Annotated in this window: 18 protein-coding genes and 1 pseudogene; 7 read left to right on the top strand and 12 right to left on the bottom strand. The window is 64.5% G+C overall.

What is annotated here, in order from left to right; all coding sequences use genetic code 11:
* From FFS60_RS20985 to exbB, 3 genes and pseudogenes are all read right to left on the bottom strand, one after another.
* Window positions 1-184: pseudogene (locus tag FFS60_RS20985) on the bottom strand (energy transducer TonB); the annotation flags it as partial.
* Window positions 181-606 carry a TonB system transport protein ExbD gene (gene exbD, locus FFS60_RS20990; RefSeq protein ID WP_028626909.1) on the bottom strand — a complete coding sequence of 142 codons (426 nt, stop codon included), beginning with the start codon at window positions 604-606 and terminating at the stop codon, window positions 181-183. The gene exbD and the pseudogene FFS60_RS20985, both read right to left, overlap by 4 nt.
* Before the next feature lie 3 nt (window positions 607-609).
* Complete coding sequence (gene exbB / locus FFS60_RS20995) at window positions 610-1,635, bottom strand: tonB-system energizer ExbB (protein WP_137823055.1); 1,026 nt, start codon at window positions 1,633-1,635, stop codon at window positions 610-612.
* Window positions 1,636-1,846: 211 nt separating this feature from the next.
* Between exbB and FFS60_RS21000 the strand changes: the two genes are divergently transcribed.
* From FFS60_RS21000 to FFS60_RS21010, 3 genes are all read left to right on the top strand, one after another.
* Entirely contained in the window at window positions 1,847-2,698 is an 852-nt protein-coding gene (locus FFS60_RS21000; protein ID WP_137823056.1) for an SDR family oxidoreductase, read from the top strand.
* 2 nt (window positions 2,699-2,700) lie between these two features.
* Window positions 2,701-3,501 carry an AraC family transcriptional regulator gene (locus tag FFS60_RS21005; protein WP_028626906.1) on the top strand — a complete coding sequence of 267 codons (801 nt, stop codon included), beginning with the start codon at window positions 2,701-2,703 and terminating at the stop codon, window positions 3,499-3,501.
* A gap of 69 nt (window positions 3,502-3,570) precedes the next feature.
* Window positions 3,571-4,197 (top strand): LysE family translocator, encoded by a 627-nt coding sequence (locus FFS60_RS21010; RefSeq protein WP_028626905.1) that lies wholly within the window; start codon window positions 3,571-3,573, stop codon window positions 4,195-4,197.
* A 48-nt stretch (window positions 4,198-4,245) separates the two neighbouring features.
* Here FFS60_RS21010 and FFS60_RS21015 read toward each other — a convergent pair whose 3' ends face one another.
* From FFS60_RS21015 to FFS60_RS21040, 6 genes are all read right to left on the bottom strand, one after another.
* Entirely contained in the window at window positions 4,246-4,980 is a 735-nt protein-coding gene (locus tag FFS60_RS21015; RefSeq protein WP_028626904.1) for a hypothetical protein, read from the bottom strand.
* 55 nt (window positions 4,981-5,035) lie between these two features.
* Window positions 5,036-5,416 (bottom strand): RidA family protein, encoded by a 381-nt coding sequence (locus FFS60_RS21020; RefSeq protein ID WP_028626903.1) that lies wholly within the window; start codon window positions 5,414-5,416, stop codon window positions 5,036-5,038.
* A gap of 28 nt (window positions 5,417-5,444) precedes the next feature.
* Window positions 5,445-7,553 carry a bifunctional GTP diphosphokinase/guanosine-3',5'-bis pyrophosphate 3'-pyrophosphohydrolase gene (gene spoT / locus FFS60_RS21025; RefSeq protein ID WP_137823057.1) on the bottom strand — a complete coding sequence of 703 codons (2,109 nt, stop codon included), beginning with the start codon at window positions 7,551-7,553 and terminating at the stop codon, window positions 5,445-5,447.
* A gap of 60 nt (window positions 7,554-7,613) precedes the next feature.
* The gene (rpoZ, locus tag FFS60_RS21030) at window positions 7,614-7,877 is read right to left on the bottom strand and encodes a DNA-directed RNA polymerase subunit omega (RefSeq protein ID WP_016495387.1); all 264 of its coding nucleotides are present in this window, start codon (window positions 7,875-7,877) and stop codon (window positions 7,614-7,616) included.
* Between the two features lie 174 nt (window positions 7,878-8,051).
* Entirely contained in the window at window positions 8,052-8,672 is a 621-nt protein-coding gene (gene gmk, locus FFS60_RS21035) for a guanylate kinase (protein WP_028626901.1), read from the bottom strand.
* A 12-nt stretch (window positions 8,673-8,684) separates the two neighbouring features.
* Window positions 8,685-9,548 (bottom strand): YicC/YloC family endoribonuclease, encoded by an 864-nt coding sequence (locus FFS60_RS21040; protein WP_028626900.1) that lies wholly within the window; start codon window positions 9,546-9,548, stop codon window positions 8,685-8,687.
* Window positions 9,549-9,684: 136 nt separating this feature from the next.
* Here FFS60_RS21040 and rph point away from each other — a divergent pair, with 136 nt between their 5' ends.
* Both rph and FFS60_RS21050 read left to right on the top strand, forming a co-directional pair.
* Window positions 9,685-10,404 carry a ribonuclease PH gene (rph, locus tag FFS60_RS21045; protein ID WP_028626899.1) on the top strand — a complete coding sequence of 240 codons (720 nt, stop codon included), beginning with the start codon at window positions 9,685-9,687 and terminating at the stop codon, window positions 10,402-10,404.
* Window positions 10,405-10,432: 28 nt separating this feature from the next.
* Window positions 10,433-10,798 carry a DUF4870 domain-containing protein gene (locus FFS60_RS21050; RefSeq protein WP_028626898.1) on the top strand — a complete coding sequence of 122 codons (366 nt, stop codon included), beginning with the start codon at window positions 10,433-10,435 and terminating at the stop codon, window positions 10,796-10,798.
* A 55-nt stretch (window positions 10,799-10,853) separates the two neighbouring features.
* Here the strand turns inward: FFS60_RS21050 and FFS60_RS21055 are convergent, their stop codons facing one another.
* Window positions 10,854-11,633: an exodeoxyribonuclease III gene (locus FFS60_RS21055; RefSeq protein WP_028626897.1), complete on the bottom strand. Its 780-nt coding sequence runs from the start codon at window positions 11,631-11,633 to the stop codon at window positions 10,854-10,856.
* Window positions 11,634-11,713: 80 nt separating this feature from the next.
* Between FFS60_RS21055 and pyrE the strand changes: the two genes are divergently transcribed.
* Together pyrE and FFS60_RS21065 are read left to right on the top strand one after the other, a co-directional pair.
* Window positions 11,714-12,355, top strand: a complete 642-nt coding sequence (pyrE, locus tag FFS60_RS21060) for an orotate phosphoribosyltransferase (RefSeq protein ID WP_028626896.1) — start codon at window positions 11,714-11,716, stop codon at window positions 12,353-12,355.
* A gap of 22 nt (window positions 12,356-12,377) precedes the next feature.
* Entirely contained in the window at window positions 12,378-12,971 is a 594-nt protein-coding gene (locus tag FFS60_RS21065; RefSeq protein WP_137823058.1) for a DUF4124 domain-containing protein, read from the top strand.
* A 6-nt stretch (window positions 12,972-12,977) separates the two neighbouring features.
* Here FFS60_RS21065 and FFS60_RS21070 read toward each other — a convergent pair whose 3' ends face one another.
* A complete protein-coding gene (locus FFS60_RS21070) occupies window positions 12,978-13,421 on the bottom strand; it encodes a thioesterase family protein (protein WP_028626894.1) in 444 nt (147 codons plus the stop codon).
* 60 nt (window positions 13,422-13,481) lie between these two features.
* Window positions 13,482-14,387: an acetylglutamate kinase gene (argB, locus tag FFS60_RS21075; RefSeq protein ID WP_028626893.1), complete on the bottom strand. Its 906-nt coding sequence runs from the start codon at window positions 14,385-14,387 to the stop codon at window positions 13,482-13,484.
* Between the last annotated feature and the right edge of the window lie 14 nt (window positions 14,388-14,401).

Consider the following 14,401-nt stretch of genomic DNA (forward strand, 5'->3'; position numbering starts at 1 on the left):
GTGCTGGTTTGGGCGCGGGGGCTGGAAGCGGCTCCAGCTCCACTATCATGGCCGCCGGCGGCAGCTCGATCGGCTCGGCGTGCGGACGCCAGTACAGCGCCCAGAGGCCGAGGCCGATGTGCAGGCCGAGCACGACGACCAGGCTGACGCCCCATTGCGACAGCTTGCGTTTGCCTTGGCTCATTTAGTCCCGACCGTCTCGAGTCCGACCAGGCCGATCTTGAGGTAGCCGGCGCCGCGCAGGGTGTCCATGACTTCCATCAGACGACCGTATTCCACGACCTTGTCGCCGCGGACGAAGATGGTCTTCTCCTTGTCGGCGTTGGTCAGCTTGTCCAGCACGCTGCCCAACTGCTCCTCGGTGACGTGCTCGTTGTCCAGGTACAGGCTCTTGTCTTCCTTGATGCTCAGGTAGATCGGCTTGTCCGGCCTGGGCGCGGGCTTGGCGGTGGACGCGGGCAGGTCGACCTTGATATCGACCGTGGCCAGGGGCGCTGCAACCATGAAGATGATCAGCAGCACCAGCATCACGTCGATAAAGGGAGTGACGTTGATCTCGTGGGTTTCCTGGAGATCATCGCCACCTTCGTTCAGATGGATTCCCATGGGTCAGCCCACTTTCGCCATTTGCGGAGACTGGCCACGTTCGGCCGGTTGGTGGTCGAGGTCGCGGCTGACCAGCAGCAGCACCTGGGCGGAAGCGTCGGACACCTGGGCCTTGTAGCCGGCGATAGAGCGGGCGAAAACGTTGTAGATGACCACGGCGGGGATCGCTGCTACCAGGCCAAGGGCCGTGGCCAGCAGGGCTTCGGCGATACCGGGGGCGACCACGGCGAGGTTGGTGGTCTGGGATTTGGCGATGCCGATGAAGCTGTTCATGATGCCCCAGACGGTACCGAACAGACCGACGAAGGGTGCGGTGGAGCCGATGGTGGCGAGTACGCCGGTGCCCTGGCTCATCTGCCGGCCGCTGGCGGCCACGAGGCGCTCGAGGCGGAAGCTGACGCGCTCCTTGATGCCTTCCTTCTCGCGGGTGTTGGTGGACAGTTTCACCTCTTCCTGGGCGTCCTGCACCAGCAGGCGGGAGACGCAGCTGCCATTGCTGACTTGCTCGCCAGCCTCGCCCAGGGTGCGGGCGCCTTTCAGGGTCAGCAGCTCACGGCGCAGGCGGCGCTTGGCTGCGACCAGTTCAAAACCCTTGGCGATCCACACGGTCCAGGTCAGGACGGAGGCCAAGGCCAGGCCGATCATCACGGCCTTCACCACGATGTCGGCGTTCTGATACATGCCCCAGGGCGACAGGTCGTGGGCCAGCATCTGCTCGCCTTCGAGCTCGGCGGCCAGCGGGTCGGTCGGCAGGGCGTTCGGGTCCTGGGCGGCGGCATCGACAGGCGCGACAGTGCCTTCGGCAGTCGGAGCGCCGGTTGCTACCGGAGCACCGGCAGGCGCGTTGGCGGCGTCAGCGGTGGGCGCCGAAGCGGCTGCCGGAGTGGCGGCAGCCGGCACGGACTGGGCGGTCGGCTCTTCAGCGAAGGAGCTGCCGGGCGCCAGCATCAGGCTGATCAACAGGGCTGCCAGCAGGCGTGGCGGGCGGGCGACGGTATGGGGCTGGGCGTTGCGGGCGTAGGAATTCATGCTGGCCGGACCTGAAGGAAAGGAAGCGGTTTCGTCCATCGGCGCGCAAGCGTCGGCCGGGACCGAAGGGGTGGCATTATTGCAAGTAATTCTTGTTTATAAAAGTGACTATATAACAATTGTGCCCTCGCCCGACGACTCGCCCCTTGCCTGAGCGATTGGCGATGGCCGCCCGTGCGCCTATCCTGAGGACTTTTTCGGAGCTTCCCTGATGTCCGCTACCCTCCTGATCGCCGGCTGCGGCGATGTTGGCAGCCGCCTGGCCCAGCAGATGCTGCAGGTCGGCTGGACCGTCCATGGCCTGCGTCGCCAGGTCGCAGCGCTGCCGGCCGGCGTGCTGCCGGTGGCAGGCGACCTGGAGCGGTCCGAGTGCCCGGTGGATTGGCCAAAGGGGCCGCTGGACTATCTGGTCTATTGCGTGGCGGCCACTCAGCACGACGAAGACGGCTACCGCGCCGCTTATGTCGACGGCTTGCGCCACGTGCTCGCCTGGCTAGCCGAACGTGGGCAGATGCCGCGGCGCCTGCTGTTCGTCTCCAGCAGCGGCGTCTATGCCCAGCGCGACGGTGAATGGATCGATGAAACCTCTCCCGCCGAGGCCGAGGGCTATTCCGGCCGGGTGATGCGGGAGGCGGAGCGGCTGGCCATGGACAGCGGCATTCCTTCGACCCTTGTACGCCTGACCGGTATCTACGGTCCGGGTCGCGAATGGCTGCTCAAGCAGGTCCGCATGGGCTACCGCGTGGTCAGTGAACCCCCTCTCTACGCCAATCGTATTCATGTGGACGATTGCGCCGGGCTGCTGGCCCACCTGCTCAAGGCCGATGCCGGTGGTGTAGCACTGGAGGATTGCTATATCGGCGTCGACGATGCCCCGGCTCCGCTGCACGAAGTGGTGGGGTGGCTGCGTGAGCGGATGGGGGTGACCGAGTGGGCCGAGGAGTCCACCGTGCGCCGCTCGGGCAGCAAACGCTGCAGCAACGCTCGCGCTCGCGCACTGGGCTGGGCACCGCGCTACGCCAGCTTCCGCGAAGGTTACGCCGCCATCCTGGGCGAGCCCTGAGCGTGGATGCCAACCGCATGCTGGCGCGCCCCTGGTTGCCGGGGGTGGAGCTGTTCCACGCGGATTTCTCCGGGCAGCCCTTCGGCCGCCACAGCCATGATGCCTTTGCCATTGGCGCCATTCTCCAGGGCGTGGGCGGCTACCAGTGCCGGGGCGCGCGCCATGCTTTGCCAGCCGGCACCCTGTCGCTGATGAACCCCGAGGAGCCCCACACCGGCCATGCCGAGTCCGAGCGACTGGTCTATCGCATGCTCTATGTGGAGGAGTCGCGCCTGCCGACACTGCTCGGACGCAAGCGCCTGCCCAGCGGTTTCCGCGAGCTGAACCCGGCCGATGACGGTCTGGTGGCGGCGGGCTTGGCGCGCCTGGCGGCGGAGTTCGAGCGGGGCGATGCGCTGGCCCTGGAAAGCGAACTGCTGGAGGTGCTGGAGCGGGTGTTCGTGCGTCACGGCGGTTTGCGCGTGGCGGCACCCGCCATGCGGGACGGCGGGGTGACGGCGTTTCTGCGCGACTACCTGGAGGCCCATTACGTCGAGGCGGTCAGCCTGGAGCAATTGGCCGCTCTGGTGCAGCGCCATCCGCGCCATCTGATCGAAGCATTTCGCCGCGCCTACGGCGTGCCGCCGCACACCTACCTGCTACAGCGCCGGGTACGTGAAGCCAAGCGCATGCTGCTGGGTGATCAGCCGCCGCTGGAGGTGGCGCTGTCCCTGGGCTTCTACGACCAGGCGCATTTTTCCGGGACCTTCAAGCGTTTCACTGGCGTGACGCCTGGGCAGTTCCGCCGCGCCGCACGCACCTGAGTTTTCTCCAAGACCGCCAAGCCATCGGGCTTCGACACTGGCCGCCGTGTCCAACGGAGGTGCGTCGTCATGCTTGCGCTGTTCTTGCTGGTCGCCAGCACTCATTTCGCTGCCTTGCTGTCGCCAGGTCCGGATTTTTTCCTGCTGCTGCGTGCCGGGCTGGTCAGAGGATTGCGCCATGCCGACGGTGTTGCGGCCGGCATCGCGCTGGCCAATTTGCTGAGCATGGTGCTGGTGCTGCTTGCCCTGAGCCTGTTGCCCGCGTTGGAGGGGCCTGGGTGGAAACTGCTGCAGTTGGCGGGAGGCGGCTACTTCATCTGGATCGGCGTCCAGGCGCTGCTGGCGACCCGCGAGCTGGAGCTGCCGCAGGCTGAGGCGGGCGAGCGTGGTTCGTGGCGGCTCGGGTTTTACGAGGGACTGCTCGCCAGCAGCCTCAATCCCAAGCTGCCGATCTTCTATGCCGGGCTGTTCGGCGTGCTGCGCAATGCGGCTATGCCCGGCTGGGGGCTGGTCATGAGCATGGGCTGGATGACAGCGGTGGTGCTGTTCTGGGATATGGCGCTGGTGCGTTTGCTGGGCCATCCGCGCTGGCGCGGCTGGCTGCAGATGCGGGTGAGGGCGCTGGATCGGCTCTGCGGCGCGCTGCTGCTGGCGCTAGGGGGATGGCTGGCCGCAGGGGTAATCCTCGGCTTGTAGGGTGGGCTTCAGCCCACGCCGAACTGCCCACCCAGGGTTCGCTGAGACTCAGTCGCGCTCCAGCAGCCAGGCGCGTTTGCCGGGGAAGTACTCGGGCATCTCGTCGATTTGCGCGCGATTGCGGGCTTCGAGGATTTCCAGTTCATCGCCATCGTGGACGAAGATCCAGGCCGCGCCCTGATTGCCCTGTTGCAGCCAGATACTGTCGTTCTCGCCACTCATGGCTGCGCAGTCACCGGCCAGGCACAGCGCGTAACGATCAGCACCCGGCAGGCCTTCGAGGCTGCCGTCGGGGTTGAACTTGACGAGGCCGCCCTGCCCCTGGCCTTCGACGATCTTCCAGCTGCCGCCGAGGTAGGCGGTGTAGAGCGCGTGTTCAAAGGCGCTGCCCGGTGGGGCGCCCTCGGTGGGAGTCTTTTCCGGGTGGACGAAGCGCTGCTCGGGGAGGTTCTCGCTGGCCTGCTGGACCAGTTGGTTGCCGTCCACTTCCAGCGTTTCGTGGAAGTCGCCATAGAAGTCCACCCGCCAGTTGCCATCTTCCTGGGCGGCGAGGCGTCCTTCGCCCAGCTCGAAGCCGTTGCTGTAATGGGCTTCGCCGGTTTTCTGGTCGATCTGCCACTCCAGGTTCGGGCCATAAGCGAGCAGGGACTCGCGCAGCTTGCCCTCTTTGGCCGCGGCGTTGATCGCCGCCTGGTTGATCCAGATGCCACTGGGGTCAGAGGGCGCGCTTGAGCAGCCGCCGAGAATGGCCGCGCAGAGCAGCAAGGGGAGGGTGTGACGCATGACGGAGTCCTTCCGGAACGATGCCACGGGCTGGACGGCCCGTGGCGAGAGGCGCTTATTCGAGGACCAGGATGGCGTCCATTTCCACCTGGGAGCCGCGCGGCAGGGCGGCAACGCCGATGGCGGCACGAGCCGGGTAGGGCTGCTCGAAGTAGCGGCCCATGACTTCGTTGACCTTGGCGAAGTGGGACAGGTCAGTGAGGAAGATATTCAGCTTGACGATGTCCTTGAAGGAGCCGCCCGCGGCTTCGGCCACGGCCTTCAGGTTCTCGAACACCTGCACGGTCTGCTCTTCGAAGCCTTCAACCAGTTCCATGGTCTTCGGGTCCAGCGGGATCTGGCCGGACAGGTAGACGGTGTTGCCGGCCTTGATGGCCTGGGAGTAAGTGCCGATGGCGGCGGGGGCCTTGTCGCTGCTGATGACGGTCTTGCTCATGAGAACTCCTTGGGTTTCTTGGGATCGGCTACGCCCGCACGCGGGTGATGCGGATCACCCCCTTGAGCGCACGCAGCTTCTTGATCACGCGGGCCAGGTGTACACGGTCATGTACGCTGACCACCAGTTGGACCACGCTGATGCGGCCATCGCGCTCGTCCATGCTGATTTTCTCGATATTGCCGTCGGCGGCGTTGACGCTGCTGGCCAGCAGGGCGATCAGGCCGCGCTGGTGTTCCAGCTCGACGCGCAGTTCGACGTTGAATTCGCCTGCGACGTCCTTGGCCCACGACAGCTGGATGCATTTCTCCGGGTTGTGCCGGATTTCGCCGATGTTCTTGCAACTTTCCAGGTGCACCACCATGCCCTTGCCGGCGGAAAGATGGCCGACGATGGGGTCGCCGGGGATCGGCGTGCAGCACTTGGCGTAGCTCAGCACCAGGCCCTCGGTGCCGCGGATCGCCAGCGGACCCTCGGGGCTCGGCAACTGTTCGCCATCACTGGCCAGCAGGCGGCGGGCGACGACGTAGGCCATGCGATTGCCAAGGCCGACGTCTTCCAGCAGGTCTTCGATCACGTCCAGGCGGTACTCGCCGAGAACGGCCTGGACACGCTCGGGGCTGATCTTGTCCAGGTGGCTCTCGAAGCCGGCCAGAGCCTTGTTCAGCAGTCGTTCGCCGAGGTTGATGGACTCGGAGCGGCGCTGCTGCTTGAGGGCGTGGCGGATATGGGTGCGTGCCTTGCCGGTGACCACGAAATTGAGCCAGGCCGGGTTAGGCCTGGCGCCCGGCGCAGTGACGATCTCCACGGTCTCGCCGCTCTGCAGCGGTTCGGACAGCGGCGCCAGGCGGCGGTTGATGCGGCAGGCGATGCAGGTGTTGCCGACGTCGGTATGCACCGCGTAGGCGAAGTCGACCGCGGTGGAGCCTTTCGGCAGCTCCATGATGCGGCCCTTGGGCGTGAACACGTAGACCTCGTCGGGGAAGAGGTCGATCTTCACGCTCTCGATGAATTCCAGGGAGTTGCCGGCACGTTGCTGCAGTTCCAGGATGCCTTTGACCCACTGGCGGGCGCGGGCGTGGGTTCCCTTGGGCTGGTCGTCCTCGGCGGACTTGTACAGCCAGTGGGCGGCGATGCCGTTGTTGGCCATCTCTTCCATTTCGCGAGTGCGGATCTGGATCTCGATGGGCACGCCGTGCATGCCGAACAGCGTGGTGTGCAGCGACTGGTAGCCATTGGCCTTGGGAATCGCGATGTAGTCCTTGAAGCGACCGGGCAGCGGTTTGTACAGGTTGTGCACGGCGCCGAGCACGCGGTAGCAGGTGTCGACCTTGTCGACGATGATGCGGAAGGCGTAGACGTCCATGATTTCATTGAACGCCCGGCGCTTGCCGCGCATCTTCTTGTAGATGCTGTAGAGGTGCTTCTCGCGGCCGATGACCTCGCCTTCCATGCCTTCGCGGCGCAGGCAGTTGGTCAGCGATTCCTCGATCTTGTTGACGATTTCCTTGCGGTTGCCGCGGGCGCGGCGGACAGCAGTGCGAATACGCTCGGAGCGCATCGGGTGCATGGCCTTGAAGCCAAGGTCCTCGAACTCCACGCGCATGCTGTGCATGCCCAGCCGGTTGGCGATGGGGGCGTAGATTTCCAGGGTTTCCTTGGCGATGCGCCGGCGTTTCTCGCCGGACAGCACTTCCAGGGTGCGCATGTTGTGCAGGCGGTCGGCCAGCTTGACCAGAATCACGCGGATATCGCGGGCCATGGCCATGGCCATCTTCTGGAAGTTTTCGGCCTGGGCTTCGGCCTTGGACTCGAAGTTCATCTGGGTCAGCTTGCTGACCCCGTCCACCAACTCGGCAACGGTCTCGCCGAACTGCCCGCTGAGGGCTTCCTTGGCGATACCGGTGTCCTCGATCACGTCATGCAGCATCGCGGCCATCAGGCTCTGATGGTCCATGTGCATGTCGGCGAGGATGCTGGCTACGGCAAGCGGGTGAGTAACGTACGCTTCGCCGCTGCGCCGGCGCTGGCCATCATGGGCCTGCTCGGCGTAGAAGTAGGCTCGGCGCACCAGGTTGACCTGGTCGGCGCCGAGATAGGTCGAAAGTCGTTCGGCAAGGGCGTCTATGCTCGGCAAGATTCTTCTCCTTGCCGACCTTCTCTACCCTGTGCCGTGCGACGTCGACCGGGCATGGATTCAGAGGGCCTCGTTGGCCTCGTCCTCGAATGCGGCAAACAGCGGCTCTTCTTCAACGATGTCTTCCTGGGCGATGACGTCGTAATCGACCAGGCCGGCAGCGATTTCGCGCAGGGCGACTACGGTCGGCTTGTCATTTTCCCAGGCTACCTTCGGCTCTTTGCCGCCGGTGGCCAGCTGACGGGAACGCTTGGTGGCGAGCATGACCAGCTCGAAGCGGTTATCAACGTTGTCCAGGCAATCTTCAACGGTAACGCGGGCCATGGTGTTCCTCGTAGCACGAAATGAATGGCTGATACGGTGCCCGAATGGGCGAGCGGACTGGATAGTCTAAAAAATCGCCAGCAATTAGGGAAGCGCCGATTTTCAGCGCTTCCAGGGTGGAGTCTGGCCCAAGGCCGGCCGAGAGGCCAGCTATCGCCTCGATAGAGGGTGTGGTCAGTCGAGCAGGTGGGCCAGCAGGGCGCCGTGGCGGACCTGTTGCGCGTCGTGACGCAGCTGGTTGGCGCGAAAGATGGCCTTGAGGTCTTCCAGCGCGGTGGCGAAGTCGTCGTTGATCACCAGGTAGTCGTACTCGACGTAGTGGCTCATCTCGCTGACGGCCTCGCGCATGCGGCGCTCGATGATCTCTTCGCTGTCCTGGCCGCGGTTGTCCAGACGTTGGCGCAGGGCGTGCTGGCTCGGTGGCAGGATGAAGATGGACTTGGCCCGGGGCATCAGGTGGCGGACCTGCTGGGCACCCTGCCAGTCGATTTCGAGGATCAGGTCATGGCCCTCGGCCAGGGTCTGTTGCACCCAGCGCTGGGAAGTGCCGTAGAGATTGCCGAAGACTTCGGCATGCTCCAGGAAATCACCGTGTTCAAGCATCTGCACGAACTCTTCGCGGGTCACGAAGTTGTAGTTGACGCTGTCCACTTCGCCCGGGCGCATGCCTCGGGTGGTGTGGGACACCGAAACGCGGATGTTCGGTTCGGCGTCGATCAGTGCTTTGACCAGACTGGTCTTGCCGGCGCCGGAGGGGGCGGAAACGATGTACAGGGTGCCGGGGGTGGCGGTCATGGGGGCAGTCTCTTACTCGATATTCTGGACTTGTTCGCGCATCTGCTCGATCAACACCTTGAGGGTGACCGCAGCCTGGGTGCTGCGCGGATCGAACGCCTTGGAGCCCAGGGTATTGGCTTCGCGGTTGAGTTCCTGCATCAGGAAGTCGAGGCGGCGACCGGCGGCGCCGCCAGCCTTGAGCACGCGGCGGACTTCGCCGATATGGGTGACGAGGCGGTCGAGTTCTTCGGCCACGTCGCTCTTCTGCGCCAGCAGGACCATTTCCTGCTCCAGGCGCTGCGGCTCCAGCTCGGCTTTCATCTCATTGAAACGGTCGAGAATTTTCTGCCGCTGGGCAGTGAGCATCTGTGGAACCAGAGCGCGCAGGGCGGTGACTTCTTCCTGCATGGCGTCGAGGCGGTCATTGAGCAGGCGGGCCAGTTCGGTGCCTTCGCGGGAGCGGCCGTTCTTCAGTTCGTTGAGGGCCTGGGCGAAGGCCTCCATGGCGGCGGCGTTCAGTGCTTGCGGGTCGGCGGCGTCGGCCACCAGTACGCCCGGCCAGGCGAGGACTTCCAGCGGGTTGAGCGGGGCCGGTTGCTGGATCAGTGCGGCAACGCTTTCGGCCGCCTGGATCAGCTGGCTGGCGCGCTCGCGGTCCACCTGCAGCGGCTTGCCGGCACTTTCTTCGGCGAGGCGCAGCGTACATTCCACCTTGCCGCGGGAGAGCCCCTGGCGCAGGGCGTCGCGCACCGGGCCTTCGAGGTCGCGGAAGGCTTCCGGCAGGCGCAGGTGGGGTTCGAGATAGCGGTGATTGACCGAGCGGAGTTCCCAGCTCAGGGTGCCGTGGGGGCCAGCCCGTTCTACGCGGGCGAAGGCGGTCATGCTGTGCACCATGGGGTGTCCTCTGGGTTAGGCGATCAAAGGAGGGGATTGTAGCCCAGGCGGACCGCGCCTCCCAACGCGGCGATGTCCCCCGTGCCGCAGGGCCTCTATAATGGCCGGCAGATTTCTCCCGAACAGGTAAGCCCCAATGAAACGTCCTAGTGGCCGCGCGGCCGAACAGCTGCGTCCGATCCGCATCACCCGTAACTACACCAAGCACGCCGAAGGTTCGGTGCTGGTGGAGTTCGGGGATACCAAGGTGATCTGCACGGCCAGCGTCGAGTCCGGCGTGCCACGCTTCCTCAAGGGACAGGGTCAGGGCTGGCTGACCGCTGAGTACGGCATGCTGCCGCGTGCGACCGGCGAGCGTAACCAGCGTGAAGCCAGCCGTGGCAAGCAGGGCGGTCGTACGCTGGAGATCCAGCGCCTCATCGGCCGCTCGCTGCGCGCCGCTCTGGACATGACCAAGCTGGGTGAGAACACCATCTATCTGGATTGCGATGTGATCCAGGCAGACGGTGGCACTCGTACCGCCTCCATCACCGGCGCCATGGTGGCCCTGGTCGACGCGCTGAAGGTGCTGAAGAAGCGTGGCGCGCTGAAAGGCGAACCGCTGAAGCAGATGGTCGCCGCCGTCTCTGTCGGCATCTACCAGGGTGAGCCGGTGCTGGACCTGGACTACCTGGAAGACGCCGCCGCCGAAACCGACCTGAACGTGGTCATGACCGATGCCGGTGGCTTCATCGAAGTCCAGGGTACCGCCGAGGGCGCACCCTTCCAGCCGGAAGAACTGACCGCCATGCTCGACCTGGCACGCAAGGGCCTGAATGAGCTGTTCGAACTGCAGCGCGCCGCCCTGGCCGACTGACACGACATCCGCACGAGGAGGTGTAGGAATGGACGAACCTACTCAGTATCAGGAGCCGAACCGGGAAGTGCGGCAATGGGCGATGTTCTGCCATTTTTCCGCCTTCCTCGGCCTGGTGTTCCCCTTCGGCAACCTGTTGGGGCCGCTGATCGTCTGGCAAATCAAGAAGGACCTTGATCCCTTCGTCGACGCCCAGGGCAAGGAAGCGCTGAACTTCCAGATCACCGTGGCGCTGGCCGTGGTGCTGTGCTTCCTGCTGATGCTGGTGGTGATCGGCTTTCCGCTGCTTGGCCTGGTGAGCATCGGTGCCCTGGTGCTGACCATCATCGCCGGGATCAAGGCCAACGAAGGCCAGGCATATCGCTACCCCTTCTGCTGGCGCCTGGTGAAATAGGCCGAATCGCGGACAAGAAAAAGCCGGCTCGAAAGCCGGCTTTTTTCTGCCTGGATCACACGCTCAGCAACCAGTCGTAGTCGACGATCAGCGGTGCGTGCTGCGAGAAGCGCGGTTGGCGCGGCAGCTTGGCGCTACGCACGAAGCGGCGCAGACCCGGCGTCAGCACCTGGTAGTCGAAGCGCCAGCCGAGGTTGAGCATCTCGGCCTGCTCGCTGTCCGGCCACCAGCTGAACTGGTCGCCTTCGCGGCTGACTTCGCGCAGAGCATCGACATAACCCATATTGCCGAACACTTCGTCCATCCATGCACGCTCGGGCGCCAGGAAGCCGGGGATCTGCTGGCAATCGCGCCAGTTCTTCACATCCAGCTTCTGGTGGGCGACGTACATCGAGCCGCAGTAGATGTATTCGCGACGCTTGCGGCGCTGCTTGTTCAGGTAATGAGTGAGGTCGTCCATGAACTTGAACTTATGGTTCAGATTCTCGTCCCCGCCTTGCCCGGAAGGCAGCAGCAGGGTGGCGATGCTCACTTTGTCGAAATCAGCCTGCAGATAGCGTCCGTACCGATCGCAGGACTCGAAGCCGAGTCCCCAGATAACCGCCTTGGGTTGCAACCGCGAATAGAGCGCCACGCCACCTTGGGCAGGCACTTCGGCATCGCCGGCGTAGAGGAAATAACCATCCAGTTGGAAGGCAGGGTCGTCCAGGTCGAAGGCGGAGGCACGTGTGTCTTGCAGGCAGATCACGTCGGCATTCTGAGCTTGCAGCCAGCTGAGGAGACCTCGCTCGGCTGCCGCTTGAATACCATTCACGTTCACACTGATGATCCGCATAAATGGCCCCCAAAAACACGTGCGTGTATGATACCCGAGCTCTTTCTTTTTAGCTAAATCCGTGCCGTCCGAGGCTTTTCATGCAGGCGTACCAGCGCGATTTCATTCGCTTTGCCATCGAGCGCGGAGTTCTGCGTTTCGGTGAGTTCACTCTCAAATCCGGGCGTACCAGCCCCTATTTCTTCAATGCCGGCCTGTTCAACAGTGGCTTGGCCCTTGCCCAGCTCGGCCGATTCTATGCGGCCGCCGTGGTGGACAGCGGCATTCCTTTCGATGTGCTGTTCGGTCCGGCCTACAAGGGCATCCCGTTGGCGGCGGCGACTGCCGTGTCACTGGCCGAGCATCATCAGATCGACATCCCGTGGTGCTTCAACCGCAAGGAAGCCAAGGACCACGGCGAAGGCGGCACCCTGGTCGGTGCACCGCTTGCCGGTCGCGTGCTGATCATCGATGACGTCATTACTGCCGGCACCGCGATTCGCGAGGTGATGCAGATCATCCAGGCGCAGAATGCCCAGGCGGCCGGTGTGTTGATCGCGCTGAACCGTCAGGAGCGTGGCCAGGGTGAACTCTCAGCTATACAGGAAGTAGAGCGCGACTTCGGCATCCCGGTGGTCAGCATCGTGTCCCTGGAGCAGGTACTGGAATACCTGGCCGGTGACGCGGAGTTGAAGAAGCACCTGCCAGCCGTGGAAGCCTATCGCGCCAACTTCGGTATCTGACCATTCGGGGCCGGGATTCCTCATGCTGATGTTGCCTGCACTTCGCTACAGCCTGGCACTGGTTATCCTGTTGCCGGCGCTGGCCGGCGCGGCCGAGCTGTATCGCTACGTCGACGACAAGGGCGTGACCGTCCTTGATCGCCAGGGCGTGCCGCCGGAATACATTGGCAAGGGTTACGAGGTGCTCAACGAGCAGGGTCGGGTCATTCGTGTGATCCCGCCTGCTCCGAGTCGCGAGGAAATGCAGCGCCAGCTGGACGCAAAGGCCCGCGCCAGCTCCGATGCGCAGTTGCTGCGGCTCTACACCAGCGTCGAAGACGTCGACCGCGCCCTGGAGCGCAAACTGGCCGAGCTGGATGGCCTGATCGGCGTCGCCCGCGGCAATCAGCAGTCGCTGCGTGCCCAACAGGCCAACCTGCAAAGCCAGGCTGCCGAGAGCGAGCGGGCCGGGCGTGACGTCCCCTCCCACCTGGTGGAGCAGATCAACAACCTGCGCGAGCAGCAGAGGGGGCTGGACAAGGACATCGTCCGCTACGAGAAGAGTCGCGAAGCCGCCATGGCGGCCTATGCAGCAGATCGTGCGCGACTGGCCGAGTTGCTCGGTGGTGTTCGCTAGCCGGCCTCAGTCGGTCGGCGCAGCCCGCTCGAAACCCCGCACCTTCTCCCTCAGCCAATCCGGCAACCGCAGGCTCTTGCGGTTGTCGGCATCGGCATGCACGTAAACCACTTCGCCTGAGGTCAGCTGCTGGTCTTCGCGCCAGATGCCCAGCTCGAAGGCCATGCTGGCGCCGCCCAGCCGGCTGACCCGCACGCCCACGTCCAGTTGTTCGTCGAAGCGCGCGGGCGCCAGGTATTCCAGCAGGGTCTTCACCGCGAAGAAATCTCCGCCATCCTTCAGGAGATCGGCCGGGTAGGCCACTTCGAGGGCGCGGAAGTACTCGGTGATGGCGACGTCAGCGTAGGTCAGGTAGTTGCCGTTGAAAACGATGCCTTGCGGGTCCACTTCGGCCCAGCGCACGCGCAGCGGGTGGAAGAAGCTGAAGTCATCGCGGGACAGCTTGGCCATTGCCGGCTCCTCAAAAAAGAACAGGCCGGATCGCTCCGGCCTGTCTGGGTGTCGCACCGCTCAGTGACGCTTGCGGTTGGTGATCAGGGTGCCGACGCCGCTGTCGGTGAAGATCTCCAGCAGCACCGCATGGGGCACGCGACCGTCGATGATGTGCGCAGCGTTCACGCCGCCTTGCACGGCATCCAGGGCGCAGCGGATCTTCGGCAGCATGCCGCCGTAGATGGTGCCGTCGGCGATCAGGTCGTTGACCTGCTCGGTGGACAGGCCGGTGAGCACCTGGCCCTGCTTGTCCATCAGGCCGGCGATGTTGGTCAGCAGCATCAGCTTCTCGGCCTTCAGCGCCTCGGCCACCTTGCCGGCCACCAGGTCGGCGTTGATGTTGTAGGACTCGCCATTGGCACCCACGCCGATCGGCGCGATCACCGGGATGAAATCGCCCTTCACCAGCATGTTCAGCAGGTCGGTGTTGACGCTGGCAACCTCGCCGACGTGGCCGATGTCGATGATTTCCGGCTGGGTCATCTCGGGGGTCTGGCGGGTGACGGTGAGCTTCTTCGCCCGGATCAACTCGGCGTCCTTGCCGGTCAGGCCAATGGCGCTGCCGCCATGGCGGTTGATCAGGTTGACGATGTCCTTGTTCACCTGGCCGCCCAGGACCATCTCCACCACATCCATGGTCTGCGCGTCGGTCACTCGCATGCCGTCGACGAAGTGGCTCTCGATGGAGAGGCGCTTGAGCAGGTCGCCGATCTGCGGGCCGCCGCCATGCACCACCACCGGGTTGATGCCGACAGCCTTCATCAACACCACGTCGCGGGCAAAGCTGGCCTTCAGCTCGTCGCTTTCCATGGCGTTGCCGCCGTACTTGACCACCAGGGTCTTGCCGACGAAGCGGCGGATATAGGGCAGCGCTTCGGACAGGACCTGGGCGACGTGGGAAGCAGCGTCAAGGCTGAGGGTCATGCTGGGCTCCAGTG

The organism is Pseudomonas sp. D(2018) (assembly GCF_005502555.1).
Taxonomy (GTDB): domain Bacteria; phylum Pseudomonadota; class Gammaproteobacteria; order Pseudomonadales; family Pseudomonadaceae; genus Metapseudomonas; species Metapseudomonas resinovorans.